The organism is Bacillus sp. HMF5848, assembly GCF_003944835.1.
GTDB lineage: Bacteria > Bacillota > Bacilli > Bacillales > HMF5848 > HMF5848.
In genome coordinates, this window is record NZ_RWIV01000001.1 from 71,112 (window position 1) to 92,139 (window position 21,028).

The window sequence follows — 21,028 nt, forward strand, 5'->3', positions numbered from 1 at the left end:
AATCACAACAATGGTGATATCTTCTAAATAGAATCACTATGTGAAAATAATAATCATCCGATGAAAGTGAGGCATCTTTGATGAAAGCAACAGGTATCGTGCGTCGAATTGATGATTTAGGTAGGGTAGTTATCCCGAAGGAAATTCGGAGAACTTTGCGTATTCGTGAGGGAGATCCACTTGAAATATTTGTAGACCGAGATGGTGAAGTCATTTTAAAGAAATATTCTCCGATAAGTGAGTTAAGTGATTTTGCAAAAGAATATGCAGAAGCACTTTATGATAGCTTAGGACATACCATTCTTGTATGTGATAGAGATATATTTATTGCAGTTGCGGGTGGATCAAAGAAAGAATACTTATCAAAACCAGTAAGTTCACTTATTGAAAAAACAATGGAAGATAGAAACTCTGTAATTGAAACTGAAGTTGATACAGCCGCTATTATACAAGGGAATGAAGAGCAGTTATCATCCTATACAATTGGACCAATTGTTGCGAATGGAGATCCAATTGGGGCTGTAGTAATTATTTCAAAAGAGAAAGCTTTATCCGATGTTGAGCAAAAAGCAGTTGAAACCGCTGCAGGCTTTTTAGCAAGACAGATGGAGCAATAGCAAGTTTTAAATTAAGCCATGACATTCCATATAGGAATTCATGGCTTTTAATGTATATATAAGTTCCTTCCTTTTAACTCTGTATAGTTTTGTTATTTTATGGTACAATTCAGTCGGCTTTTTATAGTTATGGAATAGTCAATTTTAAAAAAGCTTACGCTGTAAGTGATTAAAAATAAAATATATTATGCGAACGATTTGAAATTAGGAGACAGCAGAATAATGGGCCAAACTAACGTATTAAAGCAAGTGTGGAAAGGTACAATTCTATTAACACTTGCTGGATTTGTCGTAAAACTATTAAGTGCTTTGTATCGAGTGCCATTTCAAAACATGGTAGGGGATATTGGATTGTATGTATATCAGCAAGTGTATCCTTTCTATGGAATAGCAATGGCGATGGCGGTGTATGGATTCCCTGGAGCAATATCAAAGATAACTGCAGAGACAGACTCGAAAAAAAGAAGAGACGTTATTACCACTGCGTTTATTATACTGTCATGTATCAGTATAATTGTATGTCTATCTATATTCTTTGGAGCTCAAGCAATAGCAAGCTGGATGGGGGATATACAATTAGTTCCTGTAATACGTATAAGTTCTTTTGTGTATTTAATTTTACCGTTTGTAGCAGTAATTCGTGGATATTTTCAAGGAATGTACAATATGAAACCAACAGCCGTTTCACAAATGGTTGAACAAAGTATCCGTGTTTTTATGATCTTAGTGTTCGCTTCTATCTTAATAAGAGCGGGATATAATGTGTATGATGTTGCAGCTGTTGCCTATACTGGTTCCGTTATAGGTGGACTTGCGGCTTTATTCATACTAATAATGTATTTGCATAAGTATAAGCTTTTATACTTTCGTAAGAGTATTAATTCTCTTCCTTACAAAATGGTGTTAAAAGTACTTTTTAAGGAAGGCTTTGCCATATCGTTGTTTACCATGCTTTTATTACTGTTACAGCTAGTGGATTCATTTACATTAGTTTCTATACTAAGTAAAAATGGTATGGATCAGGAAAGTGCTAGGGCATGGAAAGGAGTGTATGATAGAGGACTCCCGCTTATTCAATTAGGAACAGTTGCTGCTACTTCAATTGCCATGACTTTAGTACCTCTTATAGCTGTCGTTCGTAATAAAAGGCAAAGTAAGCTCGTACATAATCATGTGTCATTAACATTACGCTATACAATCGTTATAGGAGCAGCTGCGTCAACGGGTCTTATTGCAGTTATGAGACCTACAAATACTATGTTATATGAAAACTACAGTGGAACGGATGTACTTCAAATTTTATCATTAACTGTTCTTTTTAGCTCCATTGCCATGACAACAGCTGCCATTTTGCACGGGCATGGTGTCTTTAGATTACCTTTTCTTAGCTTTACAACGGGAGTTATAGTCAAGTTGCTCTTTAATATAGTTCTTATACCAATATTTGATACAATGGGAGCAGCGATATCAACTGTATCAGCTTGTGCTATCATAGCATTAATAAATGTAATAAGTATTAAAAAATATGGATATAAAATACATATTTCATGGGAGTTTTTATGGCGTTTAAGCAGTGCCTTGTTAATTATGGCATTGGCAGTGATACTTTTATTTAGTGGTGCTAACTTTATATTTGAATATTCTAGATGGACGGCTACGGCTCAAGCAATCTTAGGTTCAATTTTGGGTGGATGGTTGTTTTTGTTTGTTATTATTAAATTACGTTTATTTTCAAATGAAGAGCTACAGTTTTTACCGTTCAGTAGTAAGCTGGCAGCTATAACAGGTATGAAAAAGTACTAGGAAGGTGTGACCGCTTTGGCACAGAATTTGACGATATTGGGATTAGGCGCAGGAGACTTAGAACAGCTCCCACTAGGAGTGTATCGAAAGCTCTCAAAAGCTGAGAATTTATATTTAAGGACTGCGCAGCATCCAGTTGTAGAAGAATTACAAGTAGAGGGTTTAATATATACATCATTTGATGATGTGTATGAAAAGCACGAGAGTTTCGATAAGGTGTACGAGGAAATAGTGGAGACGTTGTTATCATTGGCAAAATCTATGGATGTTACGTATGCTGTTCCTGGTCATCCGCTTGTAGCTGAGAAAACAGTTCAACTTTTGTTGCAACGAGGGGAATCTTTAGGGATTTCTATTCATGTTGAAGGAGGACAGAGTTTTCTTGATGCTATGTTAACTAGTGTACGTGTAGATCCCATAGAGGGATTTCAATTGTTAGATGGGACAAGCTTACATCGTGATGACATTAAATTGCAACATCATGTGTTTATTGGTCAAGTGTATGACGCATTTGTTGCATCAGAAGTTAAGCTAACACTAATGGAACTGTTACCTGATGATTATGGTGTAGTGATAGTGAACGGAGCAGGAGGTAAGGCTGAGTCTATTAATACAGTACCTCTTTATGAGCTAGATCGATCATTTCAATTAAGTAATCTTACCACTGTATATGTTCCACCTGTTCAGGATGATAGGATCCTCTATCAGCAGTTTTCATATTTTCGGAACATTATTGCTGAACTTAGAGGACCAAATGGGTGTCCGTGGGATAAAAAACAAACACATCTATCGTTAAAGAAATATTTACTTGAAGAAGCCTATGAGCTGTTTGAAGCCATTGATAATGATGATCCGGATCATATTGTTGAAGAGTTAGGTGATGTGTTATTGCAAGTGCTACTTCATGCTCAAATTGGTGAGGATGAGGGGATGTTTTCTATAGAAGATGTTATTCGACATGTTTCGGATAAAATGATTCGGCGTCATCCTCATGTTTTTGATAATGTTGTCGCGCGGACAGAAGCTGATGTTATGAAAAATTGGGAAGAAATTAAAGCGAACGAAAAGGGAACTAATCAAATTGATGAGTATACTTCTTTATTAGCAAAAGTACCTTCAAGCTACACTGCCTTAATGAGAGCCTTTTCCTATCAAAAAAAGGCAGGGAAAGTAGGATTTGATTGGCAGGATGTTGGGCCGATGTGGCGTAAAGTAGAAGAAGAGATATCCGAATTTCAAAACGAGGTAGTCAACAATAATGCTAGTTCCAAAGAAAAGCAGGATGCAGAATTCGGCGATGTGTTATTTGCGTTAGTAAATGTAGCGCGGTACTACAGTATTGATCCTGAGGTTGCACTTCAAATGACGAATGAAAAATTTAAACGTAGATTTCAATATATAGAGGATAAGGTTCACAAACAAAATAAAAGCTTCGATGATTTTACCCTAGATGAATTAGATGAAATATGGAATGAAGCAAAAAAACAAGGTTTATAGAGAAAGGGCGTTTTTTATGAGGTTAGATAAATTTTTAAAAGTATCCCGATTAATCAAAAGAAGAACACTTGCTAAAGAGGTTGCTGATAAAGGAAGAATTTCGGTAAATGGAACAGTTGCAAAAGCAGCAACCGACATAAAAATTGGGGATGTTCTAGAAATTAGTTTTGGTCAGAAGCGTGTAACGGTACGAGTAAAGGATATACAAGAGACTACTAAGAAAGATGTAGCAGCTGAGCTCTATGAAGTGGTAAAAGAAGAAAAAGTAGAATAGGACTTTATGTAATAGACACCCGTTTGGGTGTCTATTGTTTTTTCAAAAGGTGAAACTAACACGCTTTATTGTGTTTTTGAACTGCCAGGAGAAGAGCTTTTTCCAAACTAATCCTAAGGGGAAATAAGCAACTAATTGTAACAAGGAGTTAGGCTAATTCGGAGCGCTTCAAAGGCTAGGGCGTCTAGTATCGACAATGTGTTTTGACATTGGAACTTGCTTGCTAGTCAGTTTATCCGTCTCTCAAAGGGTGTGAAGCCTTGAGATATCGACGCGGAGGGATGTCGCACTTAGTCTCAGATGCGGTGCTTTCAGTTTTTCTTACGTTCTAAAAAAGCTTTATTTTTCATAATGTTTAATAGGGAGCTTGTTTAGTTTTTTATAAGTTTTCATCAGTAATATTAAGAAAGGGCGGGGCATATTGTGAATCAATATTACGAAGCTAATACAAACAAAGGTACTGTTGTTGAGCATGATGTTATCATGAGAGGACGTAAAATGCTTGATATTACAGGTGTTAAGCAAGTAGAAAGCTTTGATAATGAAGAGTTTTTATTAGAGACTGTGATGGGCTTTTTAGTTGTGCGTGGTCAAAACTTGCATATGAAAAATTTAGATGTCGATAAAGGAGTTGTGTCGATAAAAGGTAAAATCTTTGAAGTAACGTATATAGATGAACAACATGGGGAGAAAGCTAAAGGGTTTTTTAGCAAGTTGTTTAAATGAGCCTAACAACACAGTTCTTCACAATGATTGCCATGGTTGGTATGGGTGGGTGGTTCGGAGCAGCATTAGATACATACAGCCGCTTTTTAAAGCGGCCTACCCGTGCTAAATGGATTGTATTTATAAATGATATTCTTTTTTGGTTCGCTCAAGGACTTATTATCTTCTATGTTTTATTATTAGTTAATGAAGGTGAGCTTCGACTTTATATTTTTATCGCATTGTTATGTGGATATGCAGCATATCAGAGTTTACTTAAAAAGATATATAACAATTTTCTTGAACTTCTAATTGAAACAATTATTCGTATATATTTATTTGTTAAAAGAATCATTCAAATTTTTGTTGTATATCCTGTACAATGGATATGGAGACTAATTGTGTCGATATGTGTGGGATTAGTAGGTCTTTGTATCGCTTTTTTAAAAGTACTATTGAAGATTAGTAGATTTCTTTTTACTATATTAGTAGCCCCCTTTTTATGGACGGGCAGGTTGCTCTGGAGGCTTGTGCCAAATAGCATCCGTATAAAGGTACTTTCTTTTTTTAGTAACAAGGCAGGATTTTTAAAAGTAGCAAAGAATTTAGCAAAAGTATGGAAAAAATGGATAGAAAAATTTAAGAAATAAATTAGGGAGGCTTTAGCGTATGAGTGCTCAACGTAACGTTCGAATGATTCAATCACAACAAGTCGCGGCATACGAGAAGGAAGTAACTCAACAAAAAACTCGACGTCGCCGAGCACTAAAACGCTTATTTGTCTTGATGACATTTACGGTTGCCTGTGTATTTGGATTGATCTCGCTTATGTCATCACAGAGTGAGTTAATGCATAAAAAAAATGAAGAAAGAGACAAACTTATATATGAATTAAAAGAATTAGAAAAAGAACAAAAAAGCTTAGAACAGGAAATTGTAAAGCTCCAGGATGAGGAGTACGTAGCCAAATTAGCGAGGAAAGAATACTTCCTATCTAAAGATGGAGAGATTATTTTTAATTTACCTGAAGACTAAGATAGAGGTTAGTGTCGTATTGACACTTTTTTTAACGATTGGGTATAATAATAAATAATGATTTTTCTATATTCTTAAGGAGGAACACTTTTTTTATGTCGATAGAAGTAGGCAGCAAGCTACAGGGTAAAGTAACGGGAATAACAAATTTCGGGGCGTTCGTTGAACTACCAGAAGGGTCAACAGGCCTTGTTCACATTAGTGAGGTCGCTGACAATTATGTTAAAGATATTAATGAACACCTTAAGGTTGGCGATCAAGTAGAAGTTAAGGTAATCAATGTCGAGAAAGATGGTAAAATTGGTTTATCAATTAAAAAAGCTAATCCAAAGCCACCACCACCGCCACGAGAAAGAGAATCTGCACCATCTCAGCGTCCGCGTGGTAGAGGTGGAAACGATCGTAATCGAAGAGATTTTAGTCCAAAGCCTGAGAACTTTGAGCAAAAAATGCAACGTTTTATGAAAGATAGTGAAGAGCGTCTATCTTCGCTGAAGCGACACACGGAATCAAAGCGTGGTGGACGTGGAGGAAGAAGAGGGTAACTTGCTGCTGATGTAATATATACAAAGTCAAAAACACTCATTCATATGAGTGTTTTTTGTTTTACTTGAAAAACAGATGGCTGTTCGAATGACATATTAATTTTAAACATAGTTTAAATATGTGGTGAAAAACAATATGGTACTAATTTATTCAAAAAAGTTTTCATGGTTATTCAACGGTGTTCAGCAAAATTCCATTAAATATCCCGCGTTCTGTTTATATATTTGTTATGTTTTTGCGACATAAGCTGAAATCAGTCGATAATTTTTAAAATCTAACCGTTACTTTTTGACAAATTATTGAACAAGCCTCCTTTATAATAGCGAACATATAACATATTAAAAAGGAGGATTATGATGGAAAAGATAGATACAATGCAAAATTTAGCGGTTGCTAAAACAAGACAAAACGTTCAGTCACTTTCACACCGCCTGCGTGTTCAGCTAGAGCATGTCCTATATGACAAAGGTATTTTGTGCATGGTTGTCGGCTTTTTATTGGGACGAGCATTAATTCTCTCCAGTATCACACCTTTTTCAATGCCCTATTTTGTAGCGGTTTTTATTATGCAGAGAAAATTAGCTCCATTGGCGGCAATTGCTATATTATCGGGGTCTCTAACTGTTTCAATACCCTCATTTCTTTTTAATTTTCTCGGATTAGTAATATTTTTAATCAGCTATCGGATCATGAAGAGGTTTAGCGAAGATATTATTAAATTGTCACCTTTTTTAGTGTTTATGTCAGCGTTTATAAGTGAAGGTGTTATTACTTATAGTTGGAACAGTACACTGACACTTTATGATGGTTTAATGACCACCGTTGAAGCGGGGTTAGGTTTTATTTTAACGCTTATATTCCTACAAAGTATTCCAATATTAACAACGAGAAACCGGAGGCAATCATTGCGTCCTGAAGAGGTTATCAGCTTTATTATATTATTAGCATCGATAATGACCGGTACAGTAGGGTGGGTGTTATATGACGTTTCTCTTGAACATGTTGCTTCACGCTATTTAGTGCTTTTATTTGCCTACTCAGCGGGAGCCGCTATCGGCTCAACAGTGGGTGTTGTTACGGGCTTAGTGTTAGGTCTAGCAGCTGTTTCGAATCTATATCAAATGAGTCTTTTAGCTTTTTCAGGTTTATTAGGCGGGCTGCTTAAAGAAGGAAAAAAATATGGTGTATCCATTGGTCTTTTAATTGGTACGTTATTAATCGGGATGTATGGTGAGGGAACATATCAGCTTACTTATACGATAGTTGAGTCGTTAATTGCGATACTATTATTTTTAATTACTCCATCAGTTGTTACAACAAATATAGCAAAACACATTCCAGGCACTAATGAGCATTCCCAAGAACAACAGCTATACGTCCGGAAGATTCGTGATGTGACAGCTAATCGCGTAGAGCAATTTTCATCTGTATTTCAAGCGCTATCATCTAGCTTCTCGAAAATTGGACACGCATCAGCAGATTATGATGAAAATCAGGAAATCGATTATTTCTTAAGCAATGTAACAGAGAAAACTTGTCAGGCTTGTTTTAAAAAAGAGCAGTGTTGGTCAAAGAATTTTAATACAACATATGAGCTTATGAAAGAACTTATGCATGAAACTGATATAAACCATTCGAATATTAATAAAAAGCTGGCAAGAGAGTGGGATAGACATTGTGTTAAATCTAATAAAGTTATAGATGTAATGAGGCATGAACTTACCTACTATCAAGCAAATCAGAAGTTAAAAAAGCAAGTACAGGAGAGTCGTCGTCTTGTTGCAGACCAACTGCTCGGTGTGTCGCAGGTTATGGAGGACTTCGCAAGGGAAATTCAACGGGAGCGCGAAAATCACGAGAAGCAGGAGGAGCAAATTTACGAATCATTGCGTCATTTCGGTATTGAAGTAGAGCAAGTCGAAATTTTTAGTTTAAAAAAAGGAAATGTTGATATTGAGATGAGTATTCCATATTGTAATGGCAGTGGAGAGTGTGAGAAGTTAATTGCTCCTATGCTATCTGATATATTGCAGGAAACGATTGTCGTTAAAAAAGAGGAATGTGCCACATTCCCAAATGGGTATTGTCGTGTATCATTTGGAACTCTACAGGCGTATGTCATTGATACAGGTGTAGCCCATGCTGCTAAGGGGGGAGGATTTATCTCAGGCGATAGTTATTCCATGATTGAACTTGGTTCAAGTAAATATGCGATAGCGATTAGTGACGGAATGGGAAATGGAGAAAGAGCGTATTATGAAAGTACAGAAACCCTTCAGTTACTACAACAAATCTTGAAAACGGGAATTGGAGAAAAGGTTGCTATAAAGTCTGTTAACTCTATTTTATCGTTAAGAACGACTGATGAAATATTTTCAACACTAGATTTAGCTATAGTAGATTTGCAGGATGCTAATGCAAAGTTTCTAAAGATTGGTTCATCCCCTAGTTTTATAAAGCGTGCTGATAAGGTAATTGCACTTCAGGCAAGTAACCTACCTATCGGTATCATTCAAGACTTTGAAGTTGACGTAGTTAACGAGCAGTTAAAGGCTGGCGACTTATTAATTATGATGAGTGATGGTATTTTTGAAGGAGTAAAGCATGTAGAAAATCATGATGTTTGGATTCGTCGGAAAATTCGTGAAATAAATACAAATAAACCACAAGATATGGCAGATTTACTTATGGAGGAGGTTATTCGTTCAAGAGATGGTTTAATAGAAGATGATATGACGGTTATAGTAGCAAGAATAGAGCACAATACACCGAAGTGGGCTACCATTCCAGTGCGACAGTATATTGGTAAAGGAGATAATAAAAAAAGAAAAATTATATAGTTTTGTGGGATAGAATAGTCAAAAAAGTTGCTTATTTAAAAGTTATACTACTCTTCTAAATGTATATTAATGCCAAAACTAGGCGATGATGATAATACATTTTCTGGAGTAGGAGGATGAACGGTGAGAAAAGGTACTCTTAAGCAAATTTTATTAATTACAGATGGTTGCTCAAATCAAGGTGAAGATCCGATTGCAATGGCAGCGCTTGCTCATGAACAAGGAATAACTGTCAATGTCATTGGCGTAATGGATAATGACACTATAGATCCACAAGGCATGAAGGAAATTGAAGGGATTGCAATGTCAGGTGGGGGAGTCAGTCAGGTTGTTTATGCAAAGCAGCTCTCTCAAACTGTACAAATGGTGACTCGTCAAGCGATGACGCAAACATTACAAGGTGTTGTAAACAAAGAATTACAACATATATTAGGCTCAAATAAAGAAATAGCCGATTTACCTCCTGAAAAGAGAGGGGAAATAATGGAGGTTGTTGATGAATTAGGAGAGACTGTGGACTTGCAAGTGTTAATACTTGTTGACACAAGTGCTAGTATGAAGCATAAATTACCGACTGTAAAAGAAGCCTTATTTGATTTATCTATAAGTTTAAATGCAAGAATGGGACATAATAATTTTGCGATTTTTGTATTTCCCGGGAAAAGGAATGATGTCGAAAAAGTGCTAAATTGGACGCCTAAACTCGAATCTTTGACAAAAGTGTTTCCTAAGTTGACTTCCGGAGGCATCACACCAACTGGACCTGCAATAAGAGAAGCTGTAAGTCACTTTGGTGAATCTCAATCGTTAAGGAGATATTTGTCCGACGATGAATACATGGAAGAATCAGGATATTAATTTTACTGCCGGAACAGTCATCGTAGGGAAATGGCATAAGCATTCTTACACGATTGTTAAGGTGCTTGGAAAGGGCGCAACGGGCGTTGTCTATCTAGTACGAACGCAAAAGGGGTTTGCGGCGTTAAAGGTTAGCTTCAACGGGATGTCTGTTACGGCTGAAGTAAACGTACTGAAGGCATTTGCAAAGGTCCAAGGGTCAACCCTAGGGCCTTCTTTGTTAGATGTCGATGATTGGGAAGATAGAGGGAAGCAGCCGGTTGCTTTTTATGTTATGGAGTATATCAAAGGTGAATCTATGACGCATTTTGTGAATAATCACGGGACGGAGTGGCTACCAGTATTAATTCTTCAGCTACTTGATAATCTTTCAGGTATTCATGATATTGGCTGGGTGTTTGGTGATCTTAAGCCGGATAACCTGATAGTATCAGGTCCACCGATAAGAATTCGTTGTATAGATGTTGGTGGAACTACAATGCAAGGCCGAGCTGTTAAAGAGTTTACGGAGTTTTTTGACAGAGGTTACTGGGGATTTGGTTCAAGAAAGGCTGAGCCGAGCTATGATTTATTTGCAATTGGCATGATTATGATGAATGCAGCATATCCTAATCGATTTGATAAAACAGATCAACCACGATTACAGCTTCGTCAAAAGCTAGAGAATAGTAACCTTTTAAAACCATATCGGGAGTTTATATGGCGTGCATTAAACGGACAATATCAATCAGCAAAAGAAATGAGACAGTCTTTACTTACTATTTTGTCTAAAAATAGTAGTACGAGAAAAGCGCAAACTTCCTCTCAGCAAACACCCCCTAATAAAAAGAGAGTTGCTGCGACGGGAAGTAGACATGTGACAAAACCTTCCAAAAACAAACAAACAAGAGGAAAGACAACAAGAAAAAGAGGGTTTATAGAAACGTTATTTATAGCTATTTTGTTGTTGTTAGCATATGGATTTTATATTTACAGTGAATTATTATAGCTTTGCAGAGCTGTAAGGAAAATGTTACATTTAAAGCATGGTTGCGGTTATTCAAATGAAAACATGACTTTAACATCTCAATTTATATAGCTTTGAGCATCATATAAAAGTATTTTTTCCTTGTAAATCAGCATGTGCTATATAGGATTGATACTTTTGGGTGTTCATAGCTCATCTTCCTAAGGTAGGATACATATAATGATAGAAAAGGTACTTAATTTTATTAAAAGACAGCACTTATTCCCAAGAAAAGCAAGAGTAGCTGTTGGTGTTTCGGGGGGACCAGACTCACTAGCTTTATTACATTTTTTACATAATACATTAAAAGACTGGGACTTACATGTAATTTGCCTGCATGTAGATCATATGCTTAGAGGGTTTGAGTCTTTGGAAGATATGCGCTTCGTTGAAGAATTTTGCAACAAGCATCATATACCATTTGAAGGTAAAAGCATTGATGTCCGCGCATACCAAGATGTACATAATATATCTAGTATACAAGTAGCTGCCCGCGAGGTTCGTTACGAGTTTTTCTCTGAGATGATATCCAAACATCGGATTGAATATTTAGCGTTAGCACACCATGGCGATGATCAAATTGAAACAATGCTCATGAGACTTACTAGAGGTGCATCTCCATCCCGAACGTTCGGTATTGCTAGTTCACGGCCCTTCGCTGGATCGATGCTAGTTCGACCATTTTTAGCAGTGACGAAGGATGAGATTTTAACATATTGTGGGGAACAACAAATCATATACAGGCATGATAAAAGCAATGATAAGAGCGATTATACTAGGAATCGTTTTCGCCACAGCATACTTCCTTTTTTAAAATCCGAAAATAGTGCGGTCCACGAGAGATTTCAACAGTTTCAAGAGTTTGTGAGTGCAGACGATGATTTACTAATGGAATTAACGAAACAGCATTTGAATACAGTGATAAAAAGGAAAACGATAGGCCAACAAGTTGTAATACGTATTGAACTGTTTCTCACAATGCCAATACCTTTACAAAGAAGAGCGATTCATCTAATATTAAACTATCTTTATGAGGAAACATCTTCCTTAATATCTGCACATCATATTCAAGATATAATTTCTTTCTTATTACAACCACACCCTTCAGGAGAATGGCATCTGCCAGGAGGACTACAGCTTATTCGCTCATATGACGAATGTGAATTTACTTTCCAAAAGGATAGTTTAGAGGATTATGCATATACTATCCCGTTGAATGGCGATGTATTGTTACCTACCGGATGTCGATTAACTGCTCTGTCGGCTAAAGAGGCACCTGTAGTCAGAGGATTAGACATGTTTCTTATCGATAAACATGATATAAAATTACCAATTGTTGTCCGCACAAGACGAAATGGTGATAAAATCTCACTAAAAGGGATGAATGGTCATAAAAAAGTAAAGGATATTTTTATTGATAATAAAATACCTATACATAACCGAAATCAGTGGCCAATTGTTGTTGATGCTACAGGTAATATACTATGGCTACCAGGATTGAAAAAATCCGATAAGGAAGCTATAGGAAAAGAAACAGGCGATTATTTAATTTTATATTATACAAGCAGCTAGGGAGGCAATACGTTCAATGAAGCAAGACATGCAAAAGATTCTCATTTCAGAGGAAGAATTACAAGAAAAAATCAAACAATTAGGTAGCAAGCTAACCGAGGAGTACAAAGATTCCTATCCGTTAGTCATAGGTGTGTTAAAAGGCGCTATGCCATTTATGGGAGATTTATTAAAGCGCGTGGACACATACTTAGAGATGGACTTTATGGATGTTTCTAGTTATGGAAACTCGACTCGCTCAACAGGCGAAGTAAAGATTATTAAAGATTTGAATACGTCGGTTGAAGGACGCGATATTTTAATTGTCGAGGATATTATCGATAGCGGTCTCACACTAAGTTACCTTGTAGACTTATTTAAATATCGTAAAGCTAAATCAATAAAAATCGTAACGCTTCTTGATAAGCCAACTGGTCGAAAGGTAGATATAGAAGCCGATTTTGTAGGATTTGAAGTGCCAGATGAATTTGTTGTTGGGTATGGTTTAGACTACGCTGAAAAATACCGTAATCTACCGTTCATTGGTGTATTAAAGCCAGAAATTTATTCATCATAAAATGAAACCATTATGTTTTTAAATCGTATAGTAATTGGTTAGAAAAGTATAATAGGTTTTCTTTTTTAAAAGAACGGTGTTGGGTCTTATAGTGAGTTTGTTATATCGCTTCACAGATTGTGTTCTGAAGCAAGAGCAAACAGTTGTAACGCCGGCGCGGCCTATGATACTATTTAATATAGTGTTTTTCTACGTGGGAGGAGGTAAGGAATGAATCGGATCTTCCGTAATACAATATTCTATTTATTAATATTTTTAGTTGTCATCGGTGTTGTTAGTATATTTAACAATACGGGACAAGATACCGAACAATTGCGATACGATACGTTCGTTAAGCATCTTGAAGCTGGAGAAGTCACAAGTATCGAGGTACAACCAGTACGTGGTGTGTATGAGGTACGTGGTCAATTAGAAGGGTACACAGCTGATCAACGCTTTGTGACGTATGTGTACAATAATGAAGAAACATTAAACAGAATTGAAACACTTGCGCAAAATAACAATGCACAGATTCAATTTTTTGAAGCACCAGAAACAAATGGGTGGGTAACATTTTTCACATCAATTATCCCATTCGTAATTATTTTCATTTTGTTCTTCTTTTTACTTAACCAAGCACAAGGCGGCGGTAGCCGTGTGATGAATTTCGGTAAAAGTAAAGCAAAGCTATACAATGAAGAAAAGAAAAAGGTTCGCTTCAAGGATGTAGCAGGAGCTGATGAGGAAAAGCAGGAGCTTGTGGAGATTGTTGAGTTCTTAAAAGATCCTCGTAAATTCTCTGAACTAGGTGCTCGTATTCCTAAAGGTGTCCTATTAGTAGGACCACCAGGTACAGGTAAAACGTTACTTGCTAGAGCTGTAGCAGGTGAAGCAGGAGTGCCGTTCTTCTCTATTAGTGGATCTGATTTCGTAGAAATGTTCGTTGGGGTTGGTGCATCTCGTGTACGTGACCTATTCGAAAATGCAAAGAAAAATGCACCATGTATTATTTTCATAGATGAGATTGATGCTGTTGGTCGTCAACGTGGAGCTGGTCTTGGTGGTGGGCACGATGAGCGTGAACAAACTTTAAACCAATTGCTTGTTGAGATGGATGGCTTTGGTGCTAATGAAGGAATTATTATTGTAGCAGCAACTAACCGCCCGGATATTTTAGACCCAGCTTTACTTCGTCCAGGGCGCTTTGACAGACAAATTACTGTAGACCGTCCAGACGTTAAGGGGCGTGAAGCGGTGTTAAAAGTACATGCAAATAATAAACCATTAGATAACTCTGTTGATTTAAAAACAATTGCCATGCGTACACCAGGCTTCTCCGGAGCAGACTTAGAAAACTTGTTAAATGAGGCAGCGCTTGTAGCTGCTCGTGCTAATAAGAAGACAATTGAGATGGCCGATATCGACGAAGCTACAGACCGTGTAATCGCAGGGCCTGCTAAGAAAAGTAAAGTTATCTCAGAGAAAGAGCGCAAAATCGTTGCATATCATGAAGGTGGACATACAATTATTGGTGTTGTCCTAGATGAAGCAGATATGGTTCATAAAGTAACGATTGTACCACGCGGGCAAGCTGGTGGATATGCCGTTATGCTTCCAAAAGAGGATCGCTATTTCATGACTAAGCCTGAGCTGTTAGATAAAATAGTTGGCCTTCTCGGTGGTCGGGTAGCTGAAGAGATTGTCTTTGGTGAAGTAAGTACAGGTGCTCATAATGATTTCCAACGCGCTACAAACATTGCTCGTAAAATGGTTACCGAATATGGTATGAGTGATAAGCTTGGACCGCTTCAATTCGGTCATGCACAAGGTGGTCAAGTATTTTTAGGCAGAGATATTCATAATGAGCAAAACTACAGTGACAGAATTGCTTATGATATTGACACTGAAATTCAACGTATTATTAAAGAGAGCTATGCAAGAGCGAAGGAAATTCTTACAGAAAATAGAGATAAACTCGAGCTTGTTGCCCAAACTCTTCTTGAGGTTGAAACTCTAGATGCTCATCAGATTAAGCATTTAATTGATACAGGTAAGCTTCCTGCCCCATCCGAGGTGCCTGACAAAGCCGCTGAGGATGTTAAGGTGAATATATCTTCTAAAAAAGATGAGCAAAAAGACGAAGACAAAAAACAATAGATAATTTAAGCGTAACAAAGGTAGATAACACATCCTTTGCCCTATAAAAGACGATGCTACTAACCGGCATCGTCTTTTATCTGTTGAAGGTAATATACCGGCAAAATGTGTGGTATGATGAGGGGAAATAATACTCAAATTAAGGGATTAAACAACGTGTAAAAAGGAGACCATTCGTATGATACTTGTATTGGATGTTGGGAATACAAATACTGTTGTCGGTGTTTATGAGAATGATGAATTAAAACACCATTGGCGTTTTGAAACAAATCGAAATAAAACAGAAGATGAATATGGTATGCTAATAAAATCTTTATTCGAGCATGTTAGTTTATCTTTTTCCAATATTGATGGTATTATTATTTCCTCAGTTGTCCCACCAATTATGTTTTCACTAGAGAGAATGTGTAATAAATACTTTTATATTGCACCGTTAATAGTAGGACCTGGAATTAAAACAGGACTAGATATAAAATATGCCAATCCTCGAGAGGTCGGTGCTGACCGAATAGTTAATGCGGTAGCTGGTATTCAACTTTATGGCAGTCCATTAATTATTGTTGATTTTGGAACAGCAACAACGTATTGCTATATTAATGAAAAGAAACAATATATGGGTGGTGCTATAGCACCGGGTATTGGAATATCGACAGAAGCGCTATACAATCGTGCGGCAAAACTACCTAGAATTGAAATAGTGAGACCAGAGCAAATAATAGGTCAAAATACAGTTAGTGCGATGCAAGCAGGTATTCTATTCGGGTATGTTGGACAAGTTGAGGGAATAGTAAAACGAATGAAAGCAGAAAGTCAATCGGAGCCTACAATTGTAGCCACAGGGGGATTAGCCTCCTTAATTGCTAATGAATCAGATGTGATAGACATTGTCGATCCGTTCCTGACGTTAAAGGGCTTACAGCTTATCTTTAAAAGAAATATCGAAGGTTGAAAGGAAGAGTGTCATGCAAGATTATTTAGTAAAAGCTTTGGCGTTTGACAATCAAGTGCGAGCATATGCAGTGAATACAACAAATACGATACATGAAGCACAAACACGTCACAATACGTGGCCAACAGCTTCTGCAGCTCTAGGACGTGCTATGTCAGCCTCCGTTATGATGGGGGCGATGTTAAAAGGTGATGATAAATTAACGGTTAAAATTGAAGGTGGCGGTCCATTAGGAGCCATTTTAATTGATAGTAATGCGAAAGGCGAGGTTCGAGGATATGTAACGAATCCACAAGTGCATTTCGATTTGAATGAACATGGTAAATTAGACGTTCGTCGTGCTGTCGGCACTGATGGCATGCTATCAGTCGTAAAGGATTTAGGACTTCGTGACCATTTTACTGGTCAAGTGCCGCTTGTCTCTGGAGAGCTTGGAGAGGATTTTACGTATTATTTAGTAACATCCGAGCAAATTCCATCCGCTGTAGGAGTGGGTGTGCTTGTAAACCCTGATAATACAATTTTAGCAGCAGGTGGTTTTATTATACAATTGCTCCCAGGTGCAACTGATGAGGTTATTTCAAAGATTGAACAAGCAATTAGTACGATGGAGCCTGTTTCAAAGTTAATCCAAAAAGGAATAACACCTGAAGAGTTACTACAAGAAATCTTAGGTAAAGATAATGTCCGCTTTTTAGAAACAATGCCAGTTGCTTTTTCTTGTAAATGCTCTCGTGAACGTATAGAAAACGGCATTATCAGTTTAGGGAAGCATGAAATTGAAGATATGATTGAGAAAGAAGGACAAGCCGAAGCGCAATGTCATTTCTGTAATGAAACATATAGCTTTTCTAAGGAAGAGCTACAAGCTTTACAACAACAATCTAAATAGTTCGAAAATGATGGGAGTGAACGGTGTTGAAAAAAGGAACGTTATGGGTAATTATTTTCGGACTGGTTGTTGTAAATAGCATTACAATAGCACTCTATTTATCGAACAAAAGTGATGGAGAAAAAACGGTGCCTGCACAGGTTAGTGTGGGCACTGAGACTGTTGTAACGGAACAGCAGGAAGAAGTCATTGCGACAATTGGGAATATAAACATCACACGCCAGGAATGGATTTCTCAGCTTGAGAATAATTATGGTAAAGAAGTATTAAAAAGCATGATAGACCGTCATGTTATTGAACAAATGGCAAATAAATATAAAATTCAAGTGAGCGATAAAGAATTGGATCAAGAGGTCGCTTTTGCTACTTCTATGTATGAATATGAAGGTGGAAGTGTATTTGATGATAAAGCGATGCGTGAATACATAAAGTATAATATTCTTCTCGAAGAGCTATTAACTAAGGATGTTGAAATACCTGAAAAAGATTTAAAGGCTTTTTATGAAGATAATATTGGCTTATATCATTCTGAACCGGCTTTGCACCTCTCACAAATTGTTATATCTAGTAAAGAAGAAGCTGATCAAGTCATAGCTGAATTAAACAGTGGCTCAAACTTTGCTGCTCTTGCTATGGAACGGTCTATAGACGAATATTCTGCTCCTAGTGGAGGAGATCTAGGGTTTGTATCACTAAATTCTCATTTCATTGATAAGAGTGTAATGGAGGAACTAAAGCATCTAGAAGAACAGGAATTCTCTAAGCCGATACAAGTCGACCAAGGTTATGCTGTTTTTTTTGTTCAAGAAAAAACAGAAGGCTTGTCACTGGACTATGAAGATGTAAAAAAATCAATTCGTAGACAGATGGCCATAGAGCAAATGGGTGGAACTGTGTCAGCTGAGATATTCTGGAAAGAAGCAAACGTTACTTGGTTTTATGGGAAAGAGTGAATATTTACCAACTAATTGATTGACAATTTCCGATTGAGTTGTTAAATTATTAATAAATCCTATAAAAATACTTGGTATTGGAGTGGATACTATGAGTCGTGTTGTTAATTCAATTGCAGAGTTAATTGGGCAAACACCTATCGTAAAGCTACAACGTTTAGTCGAAGAAGATATGGCGGATGTATATTTAAAATTAGAATATATGAACCCTGGTAGCAGTGTAAAAGATCGTATCGCACTGTCGATGATTGAGAGTGCAGAAGAAGGTGGGCACTTAAAAGCCGGGGATACGCTTATTGAGCCTACAAGTGGAAATACGGGAATAGGTCTAGCGATGGTAGCTGCCGCGAAGGGCTACAAAGCTATTTTAGTTATGCCAGACACTATGAGTATGGAGCGACGCAATTTATTACGTGCGTATGGTGCTGAGCTTGTGTTAACACCTGGAAGTGAAGGTATGAAGGGTGCGATAAAAAAGGCAGAGGAATTGGCAGAAGAGCATGGATATTTTATGCCTCAACAATTTAAAAACGCTGCAAATCCAAAGGTGCACAGGGAAACAACAGGTAAAGAAATAGTGACTCAAATGGGTGACCAGCTTGATGCCTTCATTTCGGGTGTAGGAACAGGTGGAACGATTACAGGTGCAGGTGAGGTTATAAAGAATACTTACCCAGCAGTGAAAATATATGCTGTAGAGCCAACTGATTCTCCAGTTTTATCAGGTGGGAACCCAGGTCCTCACAAAATTCAAGGTATTGGAGCAGGCTTTGTACCAGACATTTTAAACACAGAAATTTATGAAGGCGTTATTCAGGTTAAAAATGAAGAAGCTTTCGAATATGCTCGTAGAGCTGCACGTGAGGAAGGAATTTTAGGCGGTATTTCATCAGGAGCGGCTATTTATGCAGCGCTAAATGTAGCTAAGGAGCTAGGCAAGGGTAAAAAAGTTCTTGCTGTGATCCCAAGTAATGGAGAGCGATATTTGAGCACACCATTATACCAATTTGAAGATTAATAATATTTTATACGAGGCTAAACATTCCTAGTGGTGGGGTGTTTAGCTTTTTTGTTGTATAGACACAAATATACAAACCTAAGGTTACTGTCTAGCTCAAGGTCTAGGGATTTAATCTTCTTCACAACTCTTGGAGCTATAGAGGGTATTGTTTCTACAAGTAAAACATGAAAACGTCTTACTATTTAGGAGGTCTTCGTATTAGTGAGTGCGGCTGCTGTATAAAGGCTTAATAGGAGGGTTTGAGTTCTAAAAAATGCATCAAACTTCTCTAGTTACATAAAATCTTGTACAATATAACAATAAAATAAATCGGAGAACAGGGGAGTGTGTTTTGAGTGCAGCAACGATGGACACCATATGCTAAATCAATAAAGATAAGTGAGGATACATGGTTTGATCGCTATGAAAAAATAGTATCCAAAAACTCAAGCTCCTCTGCCCAACATGTTGTTTTGGAAAGTGGACGTGGAGGCAACTATCATATTATCGGTTTAGAGCCATTTGCAACTTTAATCGGTAAAAATAATTCATTTATAATAAAAGAAAGAGGTAAACAGGACCAATTTATCGAAGAACAGCCTCTAGTAGCTATGAAAGCTTGGATGGAACAGTTTAAAACGGTACAGCACCCTGAATTACCTGACTTTCAAGGTGGTGCAATTGGTTTTATAAGCTATGATACAAATAGGTACATAGAGAAGTTACCCGAAACTAGTGTGGATGATCTAAATACACCTGACTTATATTTCAATGTTTTCGATGAGGTATTTGTCTATGAAATAAAAACAGAACAGTTGTGGGTTATTGTTTTACATGAAAGTCAAGATGAAGCGTATAAACGCATTGACGAATTAATAGTGGATTGGCAAGAAGATAAGGAAGAGACGGTAGGAGATATACCGTATGATCCGCCTTCTGAGGCAGTAGAATCTGTTTCAATGACGGAAGAGATGTTTGAGGAAGCGGTCGAAAGAGTACGTGAATATATTGCACAAGGTGATGTGTTTCAAGTTAACTTAAGTGTGAGACACTCTAAACCATTATATGTACATCCAAGACGCATATACCAATCTTTAAGAAACATTAATCCAAGTCCATATATGGCTTATATTGAGGCGGAAAACTTTCATATCGTAAGTGGTTCGCCCGAGCTTTTAGTTAAAAAGAGTGGCAAAGATGTATGGACACGACCTATTGCTGGGACAAGGTCACGAGGGAAAAATGATGAGGAGGATATGGCGCTTGCTTCGGAGTTAATTGAAAATGAAAAAGAGCGTGCAGAGCATATCATGCTTGTCGACCTTGAACGAAATGATCTTGGTCGCGTTTGCCGTTACGGCACAGTCGAGGTTGACGAATTGATGGTTATAGAAAAATACTCCCATGTAATGCATATTGTGTCCAATGTACGAGGGGAACTAAACGAACAGACTGATATATACGATGTGATAGCTGCCGTATTTCCAGGTGGAACCATTACAGGTGCACCGAAGGTTCGTACAATGGAAATCATTGAGGAGCTGGAACCTGTAAGGCGAGGTATATATACTGGATCTATAGGTTGGGTCGGCTTTTCTGGGGATAGCGAATTAAATATTGTCATCCGTACTATGTTCATTCAAGACGGCATGGCGCATGTACAAGCAGGAGCAGGTATTGTTATTGATTCCGTTGCAAAACGTGAATACAAAGAAAGCATGAAAAAAGCAGCTGCCTTATGGTATGCTAAAGAACGAGCAGAGCAAAGACTAGAATAGGAAGAGGAGAG

At 37.3% G+C, this 21,028-nt stretch carries 19 protein-coding genes; all 19 read left to right on the plus strand.

The features are described from left to right. Positions 1-80 precede the first annotated feature (80 nt). The 19 genes from spoVT (at position 81) to EJF36_RS00450 (ending at position 21,017) form a co-directional block, all read left to right on the plus strand. Positions 81-617 carry a stage V sporulation protein T gene (gene spoVT, locus EJF36_RS00360; RefSeq protein ID WP_125904493.1) on the plus strand — a complete coding sequence of 179 codons (537 nt, stop codon included), beginning with the start codon at positions 81-83 and terminating at the stop codon, positions 615-617. 222 nt (positions 618-839) lie between these two features. After that, positions 840-2,420: a putative polysaccharide biosynthesis protein gene (locus tag EJF36_RS00365; RefSeq protein WP_125904494.1), complete on the plus strand. Its 1,581-nt coding sequence runs from the start codon at positions 840-842 to the stop codon at positions 2,418-2,420. Between the two features lie 15 nt (positions 2,421-2,435). After that, the gene (gene yabN / locus EJF36_RS00370) at positions 2,436-3,917 is read left to right on the plus strand and encodes a bifunctional methyltransferase/pyrophosphohydrolase YabN (RefSeq protein WP_125904495.1); all 1,482 of its coding nucleotides are present in this window, start codon (positions 2,436-2,438) and stop codon (positions 3,915-3,917) included. 16 nt (positions 3,918-3,933) lie between these two features. Further along, positions 3,934-4,191 (plus strand): RNA-binding S4 domain-containing protein, encoded by a 258-nt coding sequence (locus EJF36_RS00375; protein ID WP_125904496.1) that lies wholly within the window; start codon positions 3,934-3,936, stop codon positions 4,189-4,191. 483 nt (positions 4,192-4,674) lie between these two features. Further along, positions 4,675-4,917 (plus strand): sporulation protein YabP, encoded by a 243-nt coding sequence (gene yabP, locus EJF36_RS00380; RefSeq protein ID WP_395940607.1) that lies wholly within the window; start codon positions 4,675-4,677, stop codon positions 4,915-4,917. Next, positions 4,914-5,546 carry a spore cortex biosynthesis protein YabQ gene (gene yabQ / locus EJF36_RS00385; RefSeq protein WP_125904498.1) on the plus strand — a complete coding sequence of 211 codons (633 nt, stop codon included), beginning with the start codon at positions 4,914-4,916 and terminating at the stop codon, positions 5,544-5,546. The genes yabP and yabQ overlap by 4 nt, the downstream gene beginning before the upstream one ends. A gap of 19 nt (positions 5,547-5,565) precedes the next feature. Next, positions 5,566-5,931 (plus strand): FtsB family cell division protein, encoded by a 366-nt coding sequence (locus EJF36_RS00390; RefSeq protein WP_125904499.1) that lies wholly within the window; start codon positions 5,566-5,568, stop codon positions 5,929-5,931. 95 nt (positions 5,932-6,026) lie between these two features. After that, positions 6,027-6,476 carry a S1 domain-containing RNA-binding protein gene (locus EJF36_RS00395; protein WP_125904500.1) on the plus strand — a complete coding sequence of 150 codons (450 nt, stop codon included), beginning with the start codon at positions 6,027-6,029 and terminating at the stop codon, positions 6,474-6,476. Positions 6,477-6,833: 357 nt separating this feature from the next. Next, positions 6,834-9,317 (plus strand): stage II sporulation protein E, encoded by a 2,484-nt coding sequence (gene spoIIE / locus EJF36_RS00400; protein ID WP_125904501.1) that lies wholly within the window; start codon positions 6,834-6,836, stop codon positions 9,315-9,317. Positions 9,318-9,440: 123 nt separating this feature from the next. Further along, positions 9,441-10,175, plus strand: a complete 735-nt coding sequence (locus EJF36_RS00405; RefSeq protein WP_125904502.1) for a VWA domain-containing protein — start codon at positions 9,441-9,443, stop codon at positions 10,173-10,175. Then, on the plus strand, positions 10,147-11,163 hold the full coding sequence (locus EJF36_RS00410; RefSeq protein WP_125904503.1) for a protein kinase domain-containing protein: 1,017 nt from the start codon (positions 10,147-10,149) through the stop codon (positions 11,161-11,163). Before EJF36_RS00405 ends, EJF36_RS00410 begins: the two co-directional genes overlap by 29 nt. Positions 11,164-11,361: 198 nt before the next feature. Continuing rightward, positions 11,362-12,753: a tRNA lysidine(34) synthetase TilS gene (tilS, locus tag EJF36_RS00415; protein ID WP_125904504.1), complete on the plus strand. Its 1,392-nt coding sequence runs from the start codon at positions 11,362-11,364 to the stop codon at positions 12,751-12,753. A gap of 16 nt (positions 12,754-12,769) precedes the next feature. Continuing rightward, positions 12,770-13,309, plus strand: a complete 540-nt coding sequence (gene hpt / locus EJF36_RS00420; RefSeq protein WP_125904505.1) for a hypoxanthine phosphoribosyltransferase — start codon at positions 12,770-12,772, stop codon at positions 13,307-13,309. Between the two features lie 210 nt (positions 13,310-13,519). Then, positions 13,520-15,445 carry an ATP-dependent zinc metalloprotease FtsH gene (gene ftsH / locus EJF36_RS00425; protein ID WP_125904506.1) on the plus strand — a complete coding sequence of 642 codons (1,926 nt, stop codon included), beginning with the start codon at positions 13,520-13,522 and terminating at the stop codon, positions 15,443-15,445. A gap of 178 nt (positions 15,446-15,623) precedes the next feature. Further along, positions 15,624-16,394, plus strand: coding sequence for a type III pantothenate kinase (locus tag EJF36_RS00430; protein ID WP_125904507.1), 771 nt, complete (start codon positions 15,624-15,626; stop codon positions 16,392-16,394). A 13-nt stretch (positions 16,395-16,407) separates the two neighbouring features. Further along, the gene (gene hslO / locus EJF36_RS00435) at positions 16,408-17,286 is read left to right on the plus strand and encodes an Hsp33 family molecular chaperone HslO (protein ID WP_125904508.1); all 879 of its coding nucleotides are present in this window, start codon (positions 16,408-16,410) and stop codon (positions 17,284-17,286) included. A 26-nt stretch (positions 17,287-17,312) separates the two neighbouring features. After that, positions 17,313-18,239 (plus strand): peptidyl-prolyl cis-trans isomerase, encoded by a 927-nt coding sequence (locus EJF36_RS00440; RefSeq protein ID WP_185806774.1) that lies wholly within the window; start codon positions 17,313-17,315, stop codon positions 18,237-18,239. Between the two features lie 91 nt (positions 18,240-18,330). Next, a complete protein-coding gene (gene cysK, locus EJF36_RS00445; RefSeq protein WP_125904510.1) occupies positions 18,331-19,257 on the plus strand; it encodes a cysteine synthase A in 927 nt (308 codons plus the stop codon). Between the two features lie 338 nt (positions 19,258-19,595). Continuing rightward, on the plus strand, positions 19,596-21,017 hold the full coding sequence (locus tag EJF36_RS00450; protein ID WP_125904511.1) for an anthranilate synthase component I family protein: 1,422 nt from the start codon (positions 19,596-19,598) through the stop codon (positions 21,015-21,017). The last annotated feature ends 11 nt before the right edge of the window (positions 21,018-21,028 follow it).